This is a genomic window from Agrobacterium pusense (assembly GCF_013285525.1).
Lineage (GTDB): Bacteria > Pseudomonadota > Alphaproteobacteria > Rhizobiales > Rhizobiaceae > Agrobacterium > Agrobacterium pusense.
In genome coordinates this window covers 1018471-1038816 of sequence record NZ_CP053856.1, presented here as the reverse complement: position 1 = coordinate 1038816, position 20346 = coordinate 1018471, and the positions used below count along the sequence as shown (strand labels likewise).

The following is a 20346-nucleotide window of genomic DNA, read 5'->3' as shown; positions in this document are numbered from 1 at the left end:
CCGATCAGAGCAGAATGTCGGTGTAGAGCTCGGACGCATCCGGCTCGGGGTCGTTCTGGGCGAAGTCGGCGCTGTCGGCAACGATATCGCGGACATCCTTGTCGATGGCCTTGAGTTCGTCTTCGCTGGCCCAGCCCTGCTCCAGAAGGCGTGCTTTCACCTGCTCGATCGGATCGTGTTCCGAACGCATCTTCTGCACTTCGTCCTTGGAACGGTATTTCGCCGGGTCGGACATGGAGTGACCGCGGTAACGGTAGGTCAGCATTTCCAGAATGATCGGACCCTTGCCGGAACGGCAATGTTCCAGCGCCTGATCGGCTGCTGCCTTGACGGCGCGCACATCCATGCCATCCACCTGAATGCCTGGAATGCCGAAGGACTGGCCACGCAGCGAATAGTTCGACTGGGCGGTGGCGCGGGCGGTCGAGGTGCCCATGGCATAACGGTTGTTTTCGACGATATAGATGATCGGCAACTTCCAGAGAGCGGCCATGTTGAAGCTCTCATAGACCTGGCCCTGGTTCGCCGCGCCGTCACCGAAGTAGGTCACGGAGACGTTGTCGTTACCGCGATAGCGGTTGGCGAATGCGAGGCCGGTGCCGAGCGACACCTGGGCACCGACGATGCCGTGACCACCATAAAAATGCTTCTCTTTCGAGAACATGTGCATGGAGCCGCCCTTGCCTTTAGACAGACCGCCCTTGCGGCCGGTCAGTTCGGCCATGACGCCACGGGCGCTCATGCCGCAGGCGAGCATGTGACCATGGTCGCGATAGGCGGTGATGACCTGGTCGCCCTCTTTCTGAGCCATCTGCATGCCAACGACGACAGCTTCCTGGCCGATATAGAGGTGACAGAAACCACCGATGAAGCCCATGCCATAGAGCTGGCCGGCCTTTTCTTCAAAACGGCGGATCAGAAGCATTTCACGATAGGCGTGAAGCTCTTCTTCCTTCGAGAAGTCGGGGCTGTTCTTGCCGGTGAATTCGGTTGCGGACTTTGCCGTTGTCTTGCGGCCGGATACGGTCGCTGATTTTCGCGGCGCCATTCATCCCTCCCTGAGTTGCCGTTTGAATGGATAGAGTGGCGCGTACCATATGCAAGAAAGCGCCATGCAGCAATGCTTTAAACGCATGGCACATATTCACGCTAAGATGCTGTGAATAAATCAAAAATGTTGAATTAACTTAATTTCGGTTAATCAGAAATATGTGTTCATGATGACAATTTCGTCCGTTCGGGACATGTTCAGCTGGTACCGGGAAATCTCGTCGATCATGTCCCGTTCAAGCGAACCGTCACTCAACAGTTCCACCTGACGCTCCAGCGCCACGCGCGCCTGTGTCAGCTTTGCAAGCTCCGCCGTCCGGGTAATACGCTGCCGTTCCAGCCGCTCCGTTGCCTGAAGGCCGAAATCGCCATGGATCGAATGATAACCGAAGTAGGAAAGAAAAGCGATGGTAATGGCTGGAACGATCAGCCGACCGAATCGTCTCTTTTTATGATGCCTGGTCCACATGCCGGAGAGATGCCTCAAAACGCGTAACGTGAGTCTGAGACTAGAGCGGATTGTTTAACTATCCGTTGACCTTAAATTCCAATCGGCAATTGGGCATGAAAAAGCCCGCCGGAGGGCGGGCTGGATTGGCGGGAGACCTGCCCTCCCCACCGTCATCCTCGCCCTTGAGGCGAGGATCCAAAAACGTATCGTGGTGGATCCTCGGGTCAAGCCCGAGGATGACATCTCATATGTAGATGCGTTTTTCACCACCTCTGCCCGCAAGACAGCGGGCCCAGAAACCCGAACGCAAATTAACCGCGCAGGATTGAACGGCCGGCGTAAGCAGCCTGAGGGCCGAGCATTTCCTCGATACGGATCAGCTGGTTGTACTTTGCGAGCCGGTCGGAACGGGCAAGCGAGCCGGTCTTGATCTGACCGCAGTTCGTGGCAACTGCGAGATCGGCGATGGTCGAATCTTCGGTCTCGCCCGAACGGTGCGACATGACGGCGGTGTAGCCGGCCTTGTGGGCGGTTTCGACCGCGTCCAGCGTCTCGGAAAGCGAACCGATCTGGTTGACCTTGACGAGGATGGAGTTGGCGACGCCCATCTTGATGCCGTCACGAAGACGCGCGGAGTTGGTGACGAAGAGATCGTCGCCGACCAGCTGGCACTTATTGCCGATGAGATCGGTCAATGTCTTCCAGCCGTCCCAGTCGTCTTCAGCCATCCCGTCTTCGATGGAAATGATCGGGTACTTGGCAACGAGGTCAGCAAGGTATTCAGCCATGGCGCCCGATTCCAGCGTGCGGCCTTCGCCCTCGAGAACGTATTTGCCGTTCTTGAAGAATTCCGTCGATGCACAGTCGAGGCCGACATACATGTCTTCGCCCGGACGGTAACCGGCCTTTTCGATCGACTTCATGATGAAATCGAGCGCGGCAGGCGCGCTTTCGAGGCCGGGGGCGAAACCGCCTTCATCGCCGACATTGGTGTTGTGGCCCTGCGCGGAGAGCTCTTTCTTCAGCGTATGGAACACTTCCGAACCCATGCGCACGGCTTCGCGGATGTTTTCTGCGCCAACCGGCAGGATCATGAATTCCTGGAAGTCGATCGGGTTGTCGGCGTGGGCGCCGCCGTTGATGATGTTCATCATCGGAACCGGCAGCAGATGCGCGTTCGGGCCGCCGACATAACGGTAGAGCGGCAGGCCGGAGGCTTCGGCAGCAGCCTTGGCGATGGCGAGCGACACGCCGAGAATGGCGTTGGCGCCGATGCGCGACTTGTTTGGCGTGCCGTCCAGCGCGATCATCATCTGGTCGATCTGGATCTGGTTTTCAGCATCGAAACCGCCGATGGCGTCGAAGATTTCCGTGTTGACGGCTTCAACGGCCTTTTCCACGCCCTTGCCCAGATAACGCTTGCCGCCATCACGCAGCTCAACCGCCTCATGCGCGCCGGTGGAGGCGCCCGAAGGAACGGCGGCACGGCCCATGGAGCCGTCTTCGAGGTACACATCGACTTCAACGGTCGGGTTGCCGCGGCTGTCGAGGATTTCGCGCGCGATGATATCGGTAATGGCAGTCATGGTCTCTCCCTTGGGAATGGAACAGATATTTTCCGTCGCCTGTCTTAGACGATGGCGAAGAAATTACAATGACGGCAGGCCGTAGAAAGGGAACCACCGCCATTTAAAATCGATTGGCACGGCACCGCGCCCGCCGCTCAGGCTTTCGCGATGGCGTCGAAGGCCAGCAGCTTTTCGAGCAGTTTCGGCATATCCTTCAGGTGAACCATGTTCGGGCCGTCAGAAGGCGCATTGTCCGGGTCCTCATGGGTCTCGATGAAGAGGCCTGCGACACCAACGGCGACAGCTGCGCGAGACAGCGTTTCGACAAATTCCCGCTGACCGCCGGTGGAACCGCCCTGCCCGCCCGGCTGCTGCACCGAGTGGGTGGCGTCGAAGACAACAGGTGCGCCGAGGGATGCCATGATCGGCAGAGAACGCATGTCGGAGACCAGCGTATTGTAGCCGAAGGACGCGCCGCGTTCGCACAGCAGCACATTGGGGTTGCCGCTTTCATTCAGTTTGGCGAGCACGTTCTTCATGTCCCATGGCGCCAGGAACTGGCCTTTCTTGACATTGATGACACGGCCGGTTTTTGCGGCGGCAACGAGAAGATCGGTCTGACGGCTGAGGAAGGCCGGGATCTGCAGCACATCCACCACTTCGGAAACGATGGCGCACTGTTCTTCGGTGTGAATGTCGGTCAGGACCGGAAAGCCGAATTCCTTCTTGAGATCGGCAAATATCTGCATGGCACTGTCCAGACCGATGCCACGCTTGCCGGAAAGCGAGGTGCGGTTCGCCTTGTCGAAGGATGACTTGTAAACGAGGCCGATTCCGAGCCCGTCACAAAGCTCCTTCAAGACACCCGCAATCATGAAGGCGTGCTCCCGGCTTTCCATCTGGCAGGGGCCGGCGATCAGTGAAAAACGCTCGCTATTGCAAAAGGAAACCTTGCTGGCGCCCTGGCCGGCGGTGACTTTGAGATTGTTCGTGACGCTCATCTTTTTTCCTCGAAGGCGAAATCGACGCCCTGTCCGGGTGCTGCGGGCACCACCAGACGGCCGCCCGCTTCTGCGCTGGACACGCCATTAGCAGCAAGTACCGTCGCTGTCACGGCAAGATCGTCAACGGAAAAGACGACGCCCATGCCGCGCAGGCCCTCACCGTTTTTTCCCGTAGCCTTCGGGTCGACGCCAGAAAGGGCGGGTCTTTCCCTCAGCCTCACCCTTGCATTGCCGGTTTCGAAAACGACATCACCATCCGGAGACACGACGCCGTTGCAGCCGAAAACCGTTTCTATCAAGTGGGTGTCACTCCGCGTACCGGAACACAGCACGATCTCGCGAAGGCCCAGAACTCCGTTCTGGTGACGTTCCAGTGCAGCACGCTCCCCCGGCAGTGCCTGCAGGCGTTGACAACTGAAGAGGAAGAAATCCGCAGCCGATCCGCTTGCCGCGAAAGCAAGCCGGAACGCCGCCTCGCCTGACGATCCGTCCGGCATTTGCATGGGCCGCGAAAATTCGAAGACCTCGCCAGCCGATACGCCGGACGCCACGAATCTCCGGTGATCGGCACGAGCGTCAGCGGTGGAGGCCACAAGGGCAGAAAAACCTTCCTGTCCGTACGATCGCCGAAATGCCTGGTCCCTGCCGGTAAAAACATCGCCTCTCTCGACCGACGCGATATAGCTAACCCGGTCAGCAACTGTCAGAGGCTCCAGATAGGTGCCATCCCTGAAGAACACACAGGCATTCTCCGTGCCGAAAGGATGGAGAGCCTGTGGCGCGACCGTAAAGCCAAGGACCTTGAGCCGCGCGGCCGCTACCGCAAGGTCCCGAACGGGCAGAACGAGATGATCGATGCGATGCCTGTCAGCCATAAATCTTGCCTTTTTGACGCGCCCGGCGCAGATGCCGGGTATTGAAGCTGACAAAAGCACGAAGAGCGCCGGGAATGCAAATGACGGGCCTGCGCGTCTATGCCGGTATCGGCAGTGGGCTGAGGTTGCCGGGTTTCACCAGTCCTCCGGCTTCATCTGAATGCGGACGGTTTACCAGTTTTCATCCGCCTGCGGATTGTTGGCGAGATCGGCCGCGACCGTTTTTGGATGGCCAGTGACTTCAGGTGTGTAGCGCTGGTTAAGGGGGGAAAACGCAAGGTCGGCTGTTGGCCACTGTGCATCTGACCGATATCAGGCGTTTGTATTTTCGCGCGCCACCACACTTCACTATATTTACGACTTCAGCGGCAACATCATCGCGGAATATGACGGCAACGGCGCGCTGGGACGGGAGTGTATCTGGCTTGACGAGAGACCTTTGGCAGTGATTGCAGATGCCGGTACGGAAGCAGCTACAATCTACCAGGTTCATACCGATCATCTCGAACGTCCCATCATGATGACCGACAGCGCAAGAAATGTAGTCTGGCGCGCGACCTACCTGCCTTATGGGGAGGCATACACAATCCTGGGATCGACCACGCTCGACCAACGCTTTCCGGGGCAATGGTTTCAACTGGAATCCGGTTTGCACTACAATTGGCATCGCCACTACGATCCGACGACAGGCCGGTATCTCCAGGCCGATCCTCTTGGGATGCCCGATGGACCAAATAGGTGGACCTATGTAACTAATTCACTTTAGATGGGCGTAGATCCGGACGGGCGCTGACGTGCCCCCAATGAATTAGGCCATTTAGAACTGGAATTTTCCACTTATGATTCCTTGTGGGAAGAAGAGGAGAATTCGATGAAGGCCTCGAAGTTTTCGGAAGCGCAGATCGCGTTTGTTTTGAAGCAGGCAGAGGATGGAACGCCCATCGGCGAGGTCTGCCGCAAGGCGGGAATTTCGGACGCGACGTTTTACAATTGGCGCAAAAAATACGCGGGCTTGATGCCCTCGGAGATGAAGCGGCTACGACAGCTTGAGGAGGAGAATGCCAAGCTGAAGCGGATTGTTGCCGACCTGTCGCTGGACAAGGCCATGCTGCAGGATGTGCTTTCAAAAAAGCTTTGAGGCCTGCCCGCAAGCGCAAGCTTGTCGACACGATCAAGGCGGACTGGAAGGTTTCGATCCGGCGTGCATGCTCGGTGTTGAAAGTCGACCGGTCGCTCTATGTCTACAAGTCCAGGCGTGGCGAGCAGGCCGAGTTAAAGCTGAAGATCAAGGACATCTGCCAGACGCGGATACGCTACGGCTACAGGCGTGTGCATATCCTTATCAAGCGTGAAGGCTGGTCTGTGAACCCGAAGCGAATCTATCGTCTTTACAAGGAGATGGACCTCCAGCTCCGCAACAAGGTTCCCAAGCGCCGGGTCAAGGCGAAGCTGCGGGCTGACCGCACGGAGCCTAGCCATTCCAACCATGTCTGGGCGATGGATTTCGTTCATGACCAACTGGCCACTGGTCGCAAGATCAGGGTTCTGACGGTTGTTGATACCTTCTCTCGCTTCTCGCCAGTGGTGGATGCTCGCTTTAGCTACAAAGGCGAGGATGTCGTTCAGACATTGGAGCGGGTCTGCCGACAGATCGGATATCCGGCGACCATACGTGTGGATAATGGCAGCGAATTCATCTCCCGAGACCTTGACCTCTGGGCCTATCACAAAGGTGTCGTGCTTGACTTCTCGCGGCCAGGCAAACCGACCGACAACAGCTACATCGAGAGTTTTAATGGCAAGTTCCGCGCCGAGTGCCTGAACGCTCACTGGTTCATGAGCCTTGACGACGCGCGGGCAAAGATGGAGGATTGGCGTAGAGACTATAATGAGTTCCGGCCACACAGCGCGATCGGCAACAAAGTGCCGATTTCGCTCATGAGCGGCTCATCGGCATCACCGCCGACATGAGCCATAACCCCGGAAAATTCCAGCTCCCGTTGGCCCAAAATCGGGGAGCACTTCAAAAACAGCCGAGGCTCTAATCGCAGCCGGATGAAACTTCAGTGGCAGGTCAGCGCTAAAAAAAATCGAAACGGGGGACCGATCCTATATTGCCCCGGTGTCTATGGCTATGAATGTGGAGCACGAGATCGTCCTCCGGATATAAATCCAGAATATCCGAATGCCTGCTATCAATGCCTCTGCCGAATCGTAGAATGGCCACCTTCCAGATTAGCAGCAACAATTCCTAATTGATTGAAATTAAAATGAAAGAGATCATTGGGCATGAATTGAGACTAATGCGAGAGGGGAAAAAACCCCTCTCAATGTTCTACTATATTGAGTCGGTAGGCGATAAGGACCTAATCCCCGTCGATAACTTCCAGCCATACGTTGATGAGGGATCGATCCTAATGGAAGAATTTACACTTCTAAATCCCGAGCACCCTCGCTTTAGCGTGACTTACATTTTCTACAGTCTTCCCGACGAAGCTTGGCGCATTCCTGCTTTAAAGACAGCCTTGGTTGCCCAACAGGACAATATTCAACGCCCTGATGAGGGTATTGATCGAATTATAGGATTACTACTTGGATACTCTAAAGAAGAAATTGACCAATGGGTAAGAAAAGGACTGGACTCTGCAACGTCATCGAACCACAATCTTTGAAAAAATTCGCTCAACCAGCTATTTCCGGGTAATATTTCCAAATAGAATCTGATTGCACTATAATTGGCATCGCCGCTACGATCCAAGGACAGGCCGCTATCTCCGGGCCGATCCTCTTGGGATGCCCGATGGGCCAAATAGATGGGCTTATGTTAAAGACAATCCTTTGATGTATACTGATCCGATGGGATTAGGTGCAGCGAGTAAAGGGCCTGTTTCGCCATGGCGTGGCCAGCCCGGACAATCGCCTCAACTATGCGCTTCGCTACCGGGCTGGGAAGACTGCCATCAGAAATGCCTAGCGGAAACACAAGGGAGTATACCCATCTTATGAGCGACCAGGACTTTACAGGAGATGTGTTCGCCAATGTTTGGGAATCGTTGGTGAAAACTACTAAATATCATAAAAAAAGGAGAATTTGATGGAAAAAGACACAGCAAAAAAGATAATAGAATTAGCAGTGTCTATTGATCATATCTTGGGTGACATGTTTTTATGTGTAAATCAAATACACGATGAAGATACAAAAAATGAATTTGATAAATCAGTCGGCGATCTTATGGGATATATTTCTAGAGATTTGATATTACCACTAGTAAATAGATATCCGGATTTAAATCCGGATATCTAATCAATCGGACCTAACAGCATCTTAGTCGCGGACTTCTGCAACTTGAGCAGCTGAGCTTGGTGCTTTGACGCGTAGAATGTCAACATTTTCTAGCGTTGAGCAAGGCAGTGAATAAAGATGGTGTCGCATCGATGATGCCAATCGCAATGTGAATACTGTTCATCCGAAATCTGACGACACAGCTGATATTATAGGACTTGCCTGGTAGGTGTCCTATTCACCCTTTGGGCCCAGGCGAGGTCCGCTGCATGGAAATGGGACAACGGATTGGCGCTCATATGATGATGATAAACAGATATGCTGGCAAGATCGTCTACGCTATCGGTATGGCTGTATCGACGCGATTCGCTTGCAGCACCTGCGCCATCAACGGCAGCTTCGGCCGCAACATGTTCGCCGTCATACAGGGCTCCTGAACGATGTTTCCGTTCCGCTGGCATCCTGTCGTCGTTCCCATACCCGACGACCCAGCGCATCGTAGCCATAGCTCACCGTCAACTCAGCTGTCACCCCGGTTGAGGCCGAGGCCTGTCGACTTACCAGAACAAGCTCGTCGTAAGCGGAATAGCCATAACGCCAGGTCAATCCGCTCGCCCTGACGGTTTTGCGGATCAGGTTGCCGTTGACGTCATATTCGAACTCGTGCCGCAAACAAGTCAAACAACACCAGACAAACTTTCGACTATTTTAGAATAGTATTTCAATTCTTTTTTATGCGAGAGAAAATATCCGAAATGATTGTCAAGGGGGAACCGATGTCCAGGGTGAAAGTCGACGAATAATGTCCGCAAATCGATCCATCGTTCAAACAACAGGATTGTGCCAGCGTCTTTTCGCATGAATATCTCATTGAATATTTCCATTGCATGCACAAGAAGTAGTGGATCGCGCCGCCCACGTAAAAATTCCATCAAGTTCGTCAATTTCGACATTTCATATTCTGCTGCCGACGGAAACGTATCTTTAAGCTGAGAGAACACCATTAGAAAATCCTCTGAGCTGCAAATTCTCTCATGGACCAAAATCTTATCGATTTCGCGAGAAATATAAATTTCTAGTTTTTCCATTTTTTCGTTCATATTCGAAATGTCCAATACTGGCATGAGCGCTTCCTACCTTCGACCGAAACAGCCCCGGCCAAATATATCCATTTCGACGGCAGAATTGCTCACAGTATATGCACCTGCTTTGCCCCCATACACTCCCTTTTTGATCCACTAGCGATGTCATCATCGCATTGTTTCATCTGGGCGGCACACGGATAATCCCACGACTGGGGACGATCAGGTGATTTATCATACGGCGGATCATTTGGCGGGATCGATCGCGTTAAAACACAACAATTCTTACCCCAACAATCTGCGTATCCCGTTGCATCGCTGTATTCAGCGCATCAGCAAGGAATAAAGGTACATACTATCGTTGCGCCAATCGTGCTCCCCCATCAGTCCGGCTGGGACAGCATATTTTCCTGCCGCCGCCATTCCACGATGACTTTGCCGATAGACGTTACGGACGTTTCGACACGCATGGAAAGAAGTTAGGCCGGTTGCCTCCCCAGCACTGGTTTTTCCTTTAGATTTCAGATCAGCCTTCGGTCACAATGGAAATTAGCCGCAGACTGGCCCATCACACACTTCAATATCTTATTGATTGACATACAAAATGCTCAACTTCTCCCGCTACCCGTATGGAGTGCTTCCCGTTTCGCCGGACAAGTCGGCTAGTTTGATTTAGCCCTGATGAACTGCCGAGGGGAAGCCATCTTGAGCGCGGAATGTGGATGGATTTCATTATAGTCCTCGATCCATCCGTCGATGAACTGGAGCGCTGTTTCTGCGTCCGGTAGTGCTGCGATGCGGATATAATCCCGCTTCAGGGTTTTGACGAAAGCCTCTGACATGCCGTTGGACTGCGGGCTGGCGACCGGCGTGAAGCAGGGCGTTAGATTGAGTGCTTGCGCAAACAGCCTCGTGTCCCGTGCTGTATAAGCCGAACCGTTGTCCGAGAGATGCTCGATAGCGTGCGGGGCTCGGGTTGCATGGAAGCGTTTCTCGACCGCCTCCAGCATCATGTCACGCACATCCGAGCCGGAGATGCCAGCATTGGCGACCGCCGTCCAGGCGATGATCTCCCTGTCGAAAGCGTCGATGATGAAGGCGAGACGGATGACCTCGCCGTTCCAGCAAGTGAACTCCAGCCCATCCGAGCACCAGCGCAAGTTCGAGCGCATGACCATGACCTTGCCGTCATGGATGCGGCCCTTGCGAACGGCCGTATGCTTCTCCAGCAACATGGCGTGGTTGCCCATGATGCGGTGAACCCGTTTTGCGTTGACGACAGGCTTATCGGCGGCTCGCCTTTCGCGATTGAGGAGCGCGGCGATCCGCCGATAGCCATAGGTTGGCCTTTGATCTACCAGCCTGCGAATGATGGGCAAAAGCTCTGCATCCTCGGCCTTGTGATAGGAGCCGCGCGGCTTCGATCTGCCTTTCAGCCGCTCGATGAGGTTGGAACGGGATACGCCCAGCGTGTCTGCGACGGCCTTCATCGCGAACCGTCCTTCGGCAACAAGATCGGCCGCGATATCCGTTTTTTTGAGTCTGCTTTGGACAAGGCTTCCCGAAGGATTTCGACCTCCATCGTCTTGCGGCCGAGCATGCGCTCCAGCTCGCGGACGCGATCTTCCAGCTTCTTCACTTCCGAATTGCCGACCACCGGCTCGTCAGAATCCACAGCTGCAGCACCTCCCTCGCTCAAGAGCCTGCGCCACCGATAAAGCAGATTGGGCGCGACGCCATGGCGGCGAGCGGTGGACGATACCGTCTCGCCTGGTTCGAAACTCTGCTCAATGATTGTCAGCTTTTGCTCGGTTGTCCACCGCCTGCGGCGAACATCACCCGTCAGCAATTCAACGTGTCGATAGTCGTTAGACATAAGCCTATACCCAAGCCTGTGCTTGAGCCTTTCTGCTTATGCCGACTGTCCGGTCGAAATGGGGGGCAGTTCACCGTATCAGAGCAAGGTCAGATTTTTCCCACTCAAATACCGGCAACTAGCCTTCATCCAACAAGTATTGAAGCTCGTTTATTTGTGATGGCAACCCTTTGAATAATAAGTTTCTCTGTCGACAAAACGAACTCCCAGTGCGATGGGTATTTTTTTCACCTTTCGCCGACCCCCTGCCCGGCACCCGATGTATAGCTTGCATGGGATGTTGCCGTGGCTAAGATTCTAACTATTATTTATTTTTCATCTTTATGTTTTAGTCGTCGATATATGGCGCCTCATGCCATACACCATCACCCTGCCGCTCGCACCGGTATCCAGCTCTAATTTTACCGACCGCCCGAACCGTAGGGGCAAAAATCAGTAGAGACTCGATACTAACGCCGCGAAATGATTGCTCATCATGGTCAATTTCACCACATAGATAACAAATATCACCACCCATGGTGAAGGTAATTAATTTAACCTCCCTTTGATTTTCCATAACGTGGTCGCAGCAAAATACTAGTCGATCCGGTTTCACATTGTCCTCACGAAGCCCTTTCCACCCTTCCCACGATTGCAGGCGCGGCATGATCCGGCGATATTGCCTGGCTCGTTGCCACCTCCAGCGTGATACGGATTCATATGATCGAGTTCCAGCGAGCAAACATAGCCAGATTTTTCAACCACAGAAGTTCCGCAATACTCACATCTCATGACTCCATCACGACCGGTAATTCGTTTGCGCGTTAAATCTCGAACCTTCGTCGGGATATATCTGCCATTATGGACCCATGCCTGAGCATCCCCAACGAAGTAGTTATTCGTGATTTCCCCTGCTCTGGACTCAACCTCGAGATTGTAGACGCGAGCGGTGCGATTTCCGCGGACAATTTCAGCAACCGTCAGCGAGCCGTTGTCATTGGCCGCTTTGAGCGTTTCATCACCCTTGACCACCGCGGTTTTTACCATTGAAGTAGACGTCGAGACAATCACCCTGCTTCAGGGCACCAGCCTTCACCCATTCCCCAAACGGCGTCTTGCCGCTGGATGGGAACAGACGGGCCGGCACGACCGTGGCCGCCGGAGCATCGCCATCCAGCGCAGCGACCAGCGTCTCGACCTTACCGTCCCAGCCCTGCGTATGGAACGGATGCTCCGGCGTCGTTTCGATGACCTCGCAACTACCCGCTGCGTCTTCCAGTGTCAGCGAAAGCGTTCCCGGCGCCTGACGGTTAAAGGTCGAAACAACCTTGCGGTAAACCTCCCCACCTGTCTTTTCATCGACCGATGCTACCAGATCGCCAACCCGAACGGCCTCGATCGGCCTGTAGCCTTCCTTGGTCAGAACCTTCGTTCCTTCAACGAACGAGTTCATGAAGCGTAGATTTGCCGGTGTGCCGCCGCTCGTTATGAACATGCTTGCGGCATCCTGGAGCTTGCAGCTCTTGGGAGCCTTCTTCGCCTTAACCTTTGCACCGCACTCCAGCGCCCATAATCCTGCCTCCACGGTATACATGGCGACATTCTCGACGGTGAAACCATCCTGTTGCGCGGTGTTAATCGCATCCAGCACCCCGGCGATACCGAAGAAGATACAGCTCACACGGTTGCCGACCAGCGCCATCGACGTCATCGACCGAGTTGCGATGCTCGCGGTCGCACCATACTCGGCCGAGGCACTCATTCCACTCGGATCGGTCCAGTTGGCGGGCGAGTTCCAGACATAGCGATAGACGTTAAGGTCACCGGCTTCGAACCAGATCGGATCTTCCTGAAGGAAGCGCCCGGGCCAGCACGATCGGGTCGCCGAAGCATTGATATCGGGCTCGGCGATCAGCGCGTCATAATTCGGCCGCGCTGAAATAAAGTATCAACTCATCATCCATTACATTCACATAATATGAATTAATATTGCGATATAAATATTCTTCAAATGAAATCGAGACTTCATCAAATACCTCATGGATTCCAATAAACAGTGTCGAAGAATTTTCTCTCATAAAATCAACGTTTTTAAATGTAACACCTTTGTGAAAAAATTCGACACCGTCATTGTTCATATAGAAGCCACCTAAGGAACCAGCGATGTTCGGTGTTTCAGCGCCGATCTTCCAGTTGGAGACCATTATATATTCATTCTTGGATGTTAATTTCTCAAAGAAAAACTCTCTTATCGAATCGTAAACGGAGTTCGACACCGGATAAATTTGCGGATACGAATATTCCGTAAGTTCCAAATTTGCCATCTTATCGTTCATGAAGGCAACACAATCAAACGATCGAAGACGAGTTACACTTACAACTGCGTCATAAACGATCCCCCAACCCTCTAGATACGATAGCGCGGCGTCTACTTCATTACGGGACAGTGATCGAAGGACATCTTGAGATGGTTGCTGTGTATCTCTCTGACTGTTCATTAATCACCGCTTTTTTTGGCAACCATTTATCGCCATAATTTTCCCAATGCGCCCCGTCAGGGTCAACCTAGCCAATATGGCGTCCTTTCCCTATAGGGTGATCTCTATGGTCGCGCCAATACTCGCCAGCTTCAGACCGATCACGCAGCCCAAGCCTTTATTTTGAAGTGTTACCTCCTTCACAACCTGCTGGAGAACGTATCGGGTGCCGCTCCAACGGCGAACCCATACCGCAACCTGAACCGAGCGATTGATCGTAAGCCCTTGCTGCACCCCAATGGCGATCGCCCCAAGACCGACGCGCTCGCTTGCTGCACTCATGCCAGACAGATCGGTCCAATTGGCGGGCGAGTTCCAGACATAGCGATAGACGTTGAGGTCACCGGCTTCGAACCAGATCGGATCTTCCTGAAGGAAGCGCCCGGTCGAGGGATCGTAGGCGCGTGAACGATAGTGGGATAGGCCCGTCTCGGGCTCGCACTCCCGCCCGGCGAGACCGACAAGAAAAGCTTGGGTTGCTATCGGTGTTCCAATAAGGTTCCTAATCACGACATCGCAGAGCATTCAATCGTAAGACGGGGCTCAATATATTCTGAGTAATCGGCTACTTAGCTGCTGCGCGAGAACGACGCATTATGGAGGTTTGCCAATACAGCGACTGGCGACGCCTAATTTTCGGAAAAAAGCCAATAAAAACAATGAAATCTTATGATTTTCATTCCAGCTTACCTACCGGGGTTCTTAACGTGCCATTCCCGTTTTGTTTTCTCGCCCCAAGTTCACGAAATTTTAGGGGATTGCGGAACACATATGGAACATATAGTGTTCGTTCTGTATTTGTTTCGCGACTTCAACGACGATTCTTAAGGGTGTTTTCCTCATGCTCACGCGCAAACAGCAGGAATTGCTTCTCTTCATTCATGAAAGAATGAAAGAGTCCGGCGTGCCGCCCTCCTTCGATGAAATGAAGGACGCACTCGATCTTGCCTCCAAATCCGGCATCCACCGGCTGATCACCGCTCTGGAAGAGCGAGGGTTCATTCGCCGGCTACCTAACAGGGCGCGAGCGCTTGAAGTGATCAAGCTGCCGGAGGCCTATGTGCCCGGCTCGAGGCCGCAACGGGGCTTCTCGCCGAGCGTTATTGAAGGCAGCCTCGGCAAGCCCAAGATGCCTGAGCCCGCCCCTGCTCCCAAGGCGCCCGCGAACGACATAGCAGGCGCGGCAACCGTGCCCGTCATGGGCCGGATCGCTGCCGGTGTGCCGATCTCAGCCATTCAGAACAATACGCATGACGTGGCGGTTCCGGTGGACATGCTTGGCTCGGGCGAACATTACGCGCTCGAGGTCAAGGGCGATTCCATGATCGAGGCCGGCATCTTCGATGGCGATACCGTCATCATTCGCAACGGTAACACCGCCAATCCCGGCGATATCATCGTGGCGCTGGTCGATGACGAGGAAGCGACGCTGAAGCGCTTCCGTCGCAAAGGCGCCTCGATCGCACTTGAAGCCGCAAACCCTGCCTATGAAACCCGCATTTTCGGACCTGATCGGGTTAAAATCCAGGGCAAGCTGGTAGGGCTGATCCGCCGGTATCATTGATGCTGCTGCCGGTCCGGATAAGGCCGGAGCGGTCGATGAGCGATAAATCAGGCCTTCAGGATGAACGGCGCGTCATTCCACTCGGGTGATGCGCCTTTTCTTTTTATGGCGGCGAAGGCGGCTTTGCCAGAGGACGTCGGCAGGGATGGCGCCCCACCCATCAATTGGCGTTATGGGAGCGATGGATTCTTTGCGATATTCCGGGCCGGGCCGCTGGTATAAAACCCGCTTCACAGTCAGGAGACCCGCAATGTACGATCTTTATATCGCCAACAAGAATTACTCCTCCTGGTCGCTGAGGCCATGGGTCCTGATGCGCACGCTCGGTATCGCCTTCGAGGAAAAACTCGTCCCGTTTGGTGAAGGCGTATCATTCTCCACCTTTTCCCCAACTGGCAAGGTGCCTTGCCTCGTCGATGATGGCGTGACGATTTGGGAGTCACTCTCGATTGCCGAATATCTTGCCGAACGTCATCAAGGGGTATGGGCAAGCGACAAGCATGCGAGAGCCTGGTCGCGGTCGGCAGCAAGCGAAATGCATGCGGGATTTTCGTCCCTTCGCAATCTCTACCCCATGTCCGTTGGCGTTCGTGTCAGACCGAACGTCAGCGATGCCGGGCTTGCGGCGGATATAAAGCGTGTCGATGCGTTGTGGAGCGAGGGCCTGTCGAATTTCGGCGGTCCCTATCTCGCCGGTCAGAAGTTCACGGCGGTGGATGCCTTCTACTGCCCTGTGGCATTCCGTTTTCAGACGTATGGCGCAGACCTTTCTCCTGCGGCAAAAGCCTATTGTGAGCGACTGCTCGCTCTGCCTTCCATGCGCGAATGGTATGAGGCGGGACTGAAGGAGACCTGGCGTGACGCGGCACATGAAGAGGAGATCGCCGGAATCGGCGAATTGACGACGGATCTACGCGCAAAGGCCTGACGATCCTTGCTGGTGGCGATCATTGCGACGCCGCCAGCAGACGGGTGATCGTTTCAGGCAATTCCCGGTCGAAACGTCCGGTTTTCCAGTCATAATATCGATGTTCACTCCACGGGCGGTTTGCGCCCGCGGTCGACGCCCGTAGCCGACCGACAACGCCGGGCTGATCGCTCCTCGCGAAGTCTATCTCCACGGAACCGATGCGCCGCAATATGTCGCGGTTGAGGAGTAACGCGCCCGAGCGACACTGTGCAAACGACGTTCTGCGGGAAACAATGACGATGTCGGCAATGTCACATGCCTTTCCGGCGAGGCGGCCGTCTTCCAGTACGATGATCCATTCGCCGCTTTCCGCACGCGCCACGCACCAGCGACCTGACTTGCATGTAAAAATTCCAGGCGCTGCATCCTTCAACGCAGCCGCCATGTCTCGTCCCACAGCCTTTATTTCGTCCCGCGTGAGCTTTGATTTCTTGGTGAGTGCGATGCCGGACGCGGTTGGAACGTCTTTTCTGAGGATAACGGGCGCGAGCGGTTTCTCCGGAAGCAGCAGCGCCCTTTGCCACTGGTCATAGATGAAGCCATGCGGCCGGGTTTTTGTGGCGTAAACCGTGTTCTCGTCCAGAAGCGCGACCAGAGAACCGTCTTCATGAACGAGGAGATCGGGCAGATCGCGCTGAGATGTCGCTGCCGAGAGGCCGAAGGCAAGCAGCAGAGGCGGAATGCCCAAAAGCGCAAGGCGGCTGCGCAGCAGGGTCAGCAGCAGGAAGCCAGCCGAGGCGATGCCGATGAACCAGCCATGCGGACGTCCGGTCGCGGCGCTGCCACCCCAGGAGGCGACTTCGTCCGCGACCTCTATGACCAGCGCCATGCCGTGGCCCATGACCTTCAGGAATGGCGCGTCGAGCCCGAACGGCATCAGCAGCATCGCAATCAGACCGAAGGGCATGACGATCAGCGACATGAGCGGCGTGGCGGCGAGATTGGCAAAAAGTCCATAGGTGGTGACACGCTGGAAATGTTCGGCAGAATAGATTGCTGTCGAAAGCCCACCGATCAGCGACGTTGTGATAACGCCGCCGATCACGGCACCTGCCGTTTGCGCCACCGTCACCCAAGCGGGTTTTCGCCCCCTAAAAAGACGCTCGCGGTCAATGCGCCAACGGCTCCAGGCCGCATATGCAGAAACAAGCGCGATCGTTGCGGCAAAAGACATCTGAAAGCTTGGCCCCATCACTTCGGACGGGGACAGCGCCAGTATCACGAGGGCGGAGAGCGCAACATTTCTCAGGCTGAGCCAGGGCTGATCGAAGAGCACCGCAATCAGCATCACCGACATCATCAGCCAGGCCCGCTCGGCGGAAACTGCGAAACCGGAAATCAGATAGTAGCAAAGTGTCATCAGGAGCGCTGCGAAGGCGGATATCTTCTTGACCGGCCATCGCTGGGCAAAGGCTGGGAAAAGGCTGAATGCGAGCCTCATGCCGACAAAGAAGATGCCTGATGCCAAGGCCATGTTGAGCCCGGATATGGCAACGATATGAGCCAGCCCCGAGACCCGCAGCGCCTCCATGGTTTCCGGCGATATGGCTTGTCTCTCATCGGTGACGATGGATGCAGCGAAGGCACCCGCATCGCCGCCGATCGTCGTGCGAATGCGCTCGGCGACGGCGGCACGCAGGCGATAAAGCCACATGTCGGCCACATCCAGCCAACCCTCGGCCCCAAGGTCCGCCGTCGCCACCGCCTGGGGCGGCTGGTAAAAAAAGCCTGTCGCACCGATGCCCCGGAAATAAGATGAAAAGGCAAAGTCGTTCAATCCCGGCAAAGCCGGTCCGGACGGTGGAGAGAGCCGTGCCTTGCCGCGTATGGTCGCGCCGATCGGCATGGCGTCGCCGCCACCGCGCGCAAGGAGCGACACCCTCCCCGGCAGACGCGTTAGTGACGGCGCTTCAGTGGAGTGGAGCTGCACCAGATACCGCCAGTCGCCCCGCGCATCCACCTCCCGGCGCACCACCTTACCGGTGAGGGTGGTGGTGACCGGCGTGTCCAGAAGGATGGTCGCCGCACGGCGGGTTTCCAGTTCGGCAAAAAGCATGCCGAGCAACAAGAGGGCGACAAGGCTGCACGCCCTTCCCACCGTATCAAGGCGGTATCGGTTGAGAAGCGCCAGTGGGGCCGCGACTAAAAATGCGACGATCAGAAGGGGCAAGGAAGGCGCGGTGTCGAGAGAAAACCAGAGGATCGCTCCGCAACCGATGACAACGGGTACGAAAAGAAAATCGTGCCCGAATGCGCGTTCTTCCGTCAGCCAGACGGCAATTTTTCGAGAAACGGAAACGCCGGGTTCGGGCCTGTCGACCAGAGGCGGCAGAACAGGGATCGCGACGGCGACGGTCCGCTGCAGCGGAAACAGGATATCCACCGTGCCGGGGGCGTTTCCCTGCATCGTTTCGGCATATCCGAAATGCTGTTTTTCCCCTTGACCAAGCATTCTGCGCCGCGCCCCTGCCGCACTGTAAACAGGTTTGCAGAGGGACGCCCGAGATTGCAATGCTTTCCTTTAACCGCGCGTTGACCGAGATTGAATTGCTTCGATCAACGAGGCCAAAAGCAACGCATTTGCGTTTGCCGCAATGCACAATTTGACCTTTGGATAGCTTGGCATCTGCGACAGGATCATATAGCTAATCGGTAGACGCTTAACCGCGGGGCGTGTCTCAACGCCCCCACCCGCATGTTTTCGGAGGATCAGTATGACGGAAAAAAGCGCTACAGTGACACTTGGCGACAAACAGGTCGAACTCCCTGTCAGGGAAGGCACGATCGGGCCGAGCGTCGTCGATATCGGCACGCTGTACAAACACACGGGCTCCTTCACTTACGACCCGGGTTTCACGTCGACGGCCTCCTGCGAATCCAAGATCACCTATATCGACGGTGACGAAGGTGTTCTCCTGCACCGTGGCTTCCCCATCGAACAGCTCGCCGAACAGGGCGACTTCCTGGAAACCTGCTATCTGCTGCTTTACGGCGAACTGCCGACGGCGGCACAGAAGAAAGATTTCGATACCCGCGTCACGCGCCACACCATGGTGCACGAGCAGATGAGCCGCTTCTTTACCGGCTACCGCCGCGACGCACATCCGATGGCCGTCATGTGCGGCACGGTCGGCGCTCTCTCGGCCTTTTACCACGACTCGACCGACATCACCGATCCGCATCAGCGCATGGTCGCATCGCTTCGCATGATCGCCAAGATGCCGACGATCGCTGCGATGGCCTACAAGTACCATATCGGCCAGCCCTTCGTTTACCCGAAGAACGATCTGGATTACGCCTCTAACTTCCTGCACATGTGCTTTGCCGTGCCGTGCGAGGAATACAAGGTCGATCCGGTTCTGGCCCGCGCCATGGACCGCATCTTCATTCTGCATGCCGATCACGAACAGAATGCCTCCACCTCCACGGTGCGTCTTGCCGGTTCGTCGGGCGCCAACCCGTTCGCCTGTATTGCGGCCGGCATTGCCTGCCTCTGGGGTCCGGCACACGGCGGCGCCAACGAAGCGGCGCTCAACATGCTCAATGAAATCGGCTCGGTTGACCGCATTCCGGAATATATCGCCCGCGCCAAGGACAAGAACGACCCGTTCCGCCTGATGGGCTTTGGTCACCGCGTCTACAAGAACTACGACCCGCGCGCCAAGATCATGCAGAAGACGATGTATGAAGTGCTGGAAGCCACTGGCAATTCCGACGATCCGATCATGCAGGTCGCGCTGGAACTGGAAAAGATCGCCCTTTCCGACCCGTATTTCGTCGAAAAGAAGCTTTACCCGAATGTCGACTTCTATTCGGGCATCACGCTGAAGGCGCTCGGCTTCCCCACGACCATGTTTACCGTCCTCTTCGCTCTCGCCCGCACCGTTGGCTGGATCGCACAGTGGAACGAAATGATCGAAGATCCGCAGCAGCGCATCGGCCGTCCGCGCCAGCTTTACACGGGTGCCGGCAAACGCGACTACGTTCCGGTTTCCAAGCGTTAATCGGCAAACCAAGTCACATCAAAGGCCGGCGAGTTTTACTCGCCGGCCTTTTTGCTTGCTATTGTGGATTGGGATACACGCGGTGGGACCGGCGGCAACACAG

General features: G+C 55.4%; 20 protein-coding genes and 1 pseudogene. 8 read left to right on the top strand and 13 right to left on the bottom strand.

Translation table 11 applies throughout. The annotated features are described in order from the left end of the window. Positions 1 to 4: 4 nt before the first annotated feature. The 5 genes from pdhA to HQN82_RS05055 form a co-directional block, all read right to left on the bottom strand. A complete protein-coding gene (pdhA, locus tag HQN82_RS05075) occupies positions 5 to 1048 on the bottom strand; it encodes a pyruvate dehydrogenase (acetyl-transferring) E1 component subunit alpha (protein ID WP_004441604.1) in 1044 nt (347 codons plus the stop codon). 153 nt (positions 1049 to 1201) lie between these two features. Further along, positions 1202 to 1519, bottom strand: coding sequence for an FtsB family cell division protein (locus tag HQN82_RS05070; RefSeq protein WP_004441601.1), 318 nt, complete (start codon positions 1517 to 1519; stop codon positions 1202 to 1204). A gap of 293 nt (positions 1520 to 1812) precedes the next feature. After that, positions 1813 to 3087 (bottom strand): phosphopyruvate hydratase, encoded by a 1275-nt coding sequence (eno, locus tag HQN82_RS05065; RefSeq protein WP_022556098.1) that lies wholly within the window; start codon positions 3085 to 3087, stop codon positions 1813 to 1815. Between the two features lie 137 nt (positions 3088 to 3224). Continuing rightward, entirely contained in the window at positions 3225 to 4070 is an 846-nt protein-coding gene (gene kdsA / locus HQN82_RS05060; protein WP_006697551.1) for a 3-deoxy-8-phosphooctulonate synthase, read from the bottom strand. Continuing rightward, positions 4067 to 4948 (bottom strand): VOC family protein, encoded by an 882-nt coding sequence (locus tag HQN82_RS05055; RefSeq protein ID WP_112765779.1) that lies wholly within the window; start codon positions 4946 to 4948, stop codon positions 4067 to 4069. Before HQN82_RS05055 ends, kdsA begins: the two co-directional genes overlap by 4 nt. 445 nt (positions 4949 to 5393) lie before the next feature. Here HQN82_RS05055 and HQN82_RS05050 point away from each other — a divergent pair, with 445 nt between their 5' ends. From HQN82_RS05050 to HQN82_RS05030, 5 genes are all read left to right on the top strand, one after another. After that, a complete protein-coding gene (locus HQN82_RS05050) occupies positions 5394 to 5714 on the top strand; it encodes an RHS repeat-associated core domain-containing protein (RefSeq protein WP_234797412.1) in 321 nt (106 codons plus the stop codon). A 105-nt stretch (positions 5715 to 5819) separates the two neighbouring features. Then, positions 5820 to 6919 (top strand): IS3 family transposase gene (locus HQN82_RS05045; RefSeq protein ID WP_144115371.1). Its coding sequence is split into 2 segments (ribosomal slippage): positions 5820 to 6072 and positions 6072 to 6919, totalling 1101 coding nucleotides; the frame shifts between segments, so codons are not numbered across the junction. 299 nt (positions 6920 to 7218) lie between these two features. Continuing rightward, on the top strand, positions 7219 to 7620 hold the full coding sequence (locus HQN82_RS05040; protein WP_045534810.1) for a hypothetical protein: 402 nt from the start codon (positions 7219 to 7221) through the stop codon (positions 7618 to 7620). 52 nt (positions 7621 to 7672) lie between these two features. Next, positions 7673 to 7954 (top strand): RHS repeat-associated core domain-containing protein, encoded by a 282-nt coding sequence (locus HQN82_RS25755; RefSeq protein ID WP_173614603.1) that lies wholly within the window; start codon positions 7673 to 7675, stop codon positions 7952 to 7954. 88 nt (positions 7955 to 8042) lie between these two features. After that, positions 8043 to 8252 (top strand): hypothetical protein, encoded by a 210-nt coding sequence (locus HQN82_RS05030; RefSeq protein WP_139786353.1) that lies wholly within the window; start codon positions 8043 to 8045, stop codon positions 8250 to 8252. A gap of 656 nt (positions 8253 to 8908) precedes the next feature. Here HQN82_RS05030 and HQN82_RS05015 read toward each other — a convergent pair. From HQN82_RS05015 to HQN82_RS04985, 7 genes and pseudogenes are all read right to left on the bottom strand, one after another. Continuing rightward, positions 8909 to 9355: a hypothetical protein gene (locus HQN82_RS05015; protein WP_045535667.1), complete on the bottom strand. Its 447-nt coding sequence runs from the start codon at positions 9353 to 9355 to the stop codon at positions 8909 to 8911. 620 nt (positions 9356 to 9975) lie between these two features. Further along, positions 9976 to 11189, bottom strand: a protein-coding gene (locus HQN82_RS05010; RefSeq protein ID WP_173614602.1) for an IS3 family transposase whose coding sequence is annotated in 2 segments (ribosomal slippage) — positions 9976 to 10853 and positions 10853 to 11189 — 1215 coding nt in all. Because the reading frame shifts where the segments join, the coding sequence is not laid out codon by codon here. Positions 11190 to 11780: 591 nt separating this feature from the next. Continuing rightward, positions 11781 to 12215 carry an HNH endonuclease gene (locus HQN82_RS05005; protein WP_112765775.1) on the bottom strand — a complete coding sequence of 145 codons (435 nt, stop codon included), beginning with the start codon at positions 12213 to 12215 and terminating at the stop codon, positions 11781 to 11783. Next, positions 12187 to 12930: a polymorphic toxin-type HINT domain-containing protein gene (locus HQN82_RS05000; RefSeq protein WP_112765909.1), complete on the bottom strand. Its 744-nt coding sequence runs from the start codon at positions 12928 to 12930 to the stop codon at positions 12187 to 12189. The genes HQN82_RS05005 and HQN82_RS05000 overlap by 29 nt, the downstream gene beginning before the upstream one ends. Before the next feature lie 9 nt (positions 12931 to 12939). Beyond that, positions 12940 to 13065: pseudogene (locus tag HQN82_RS25750) on the bottom strand (RHS repeat-associated core domain-containing protein); the annotation flags it as partial. Between the two features lie 22 nt (positions 13066 to 13087). After that, positions 13088 to 13666 (bottom strand): hypothetical protein, encoded by a 579-nt coding sequence (locus HQN82_RS04990; protein ID WP_146175666.1) that lies wholly within the window; start codon positions 13664 to 13666, stop codon positions 13088 to 13090. A gap of 90 nt (positions 13667 to 13756) precedes the next feature. Beyond that, positions 13757 to 14215 carry an RHS repeat-associated core domain-containing protein gene (locus HQN82_RS04985; RefSeq protein WP_210259557.1) on the bottom strand — a complete coding sequence of 153 codons (459 nt, stop codon included), beginning with the start codon at positions 14213 to 14215 and terminating at the stop codon, positions 13757 to 13759. Between the two features lie 331 nt (positions 14216 to 14546). On the opposite strand from HQN82_RS04985, the gene lexA reads away from it, so the two are divergent. Together lexA and HQN82_RS04975 are read left to right on the top strand one after the other, a co-directional pair. Then, positions 14547 to 15269, top strand: a complete 723-nt coding sequence (gene lexA, locus HQN82_RS04980; RefSeq protein WP_045534120.1) for a transcriptional repressor LexA — start codon at positions 14547 to 14549, stop codon at positions 15267 to 15269. Positions 15270 to 15519: 250 nt separating this feature from the next. Next, positions 15520 to 16197: a glutathione S-transferase family protein gene (locus tag HQN82_RS04975; protein WP_004441586.1), complete on the top strand. Its 678-nt coding sequence runs from the start codon at positions 15520 to 15522 to the stop codon at positions 16195 to 16197. Between the two features lie 19 nt (positions 16198 to 16216). Here HQN82_RS04975 and HQN82_RS04970 read toward each other — a convergent pair whose 3' ends face one another. After that, positions 16217 to 18691, bottom strand: coding sequence for a ComEC/Rec2 family competence protein (locus HQN82_RS04970; protein ID WP_234904868.1), 2475 nt, complete (start codon positions 18689 to 18691; stop codon positions 16217 to 16219). Between the two features lie 262 nt (positions 18692 to 18953). On the opposite strand from HQN82_RS04970, the gene gltA reads away from it, so the two are divergent. Beyond that, a complete protein-coding gene (gene gltA, locus HQN82_RS04965) occupies positions 18954 to 20243 on the top strand; it encodes a citrate synthase (RefSeq protein ID WP_006697561.1) in 1290 nt (429 codons plus the stop codon). Positions 20244 to 20346 lie beyond the last annotated feature (103 nt).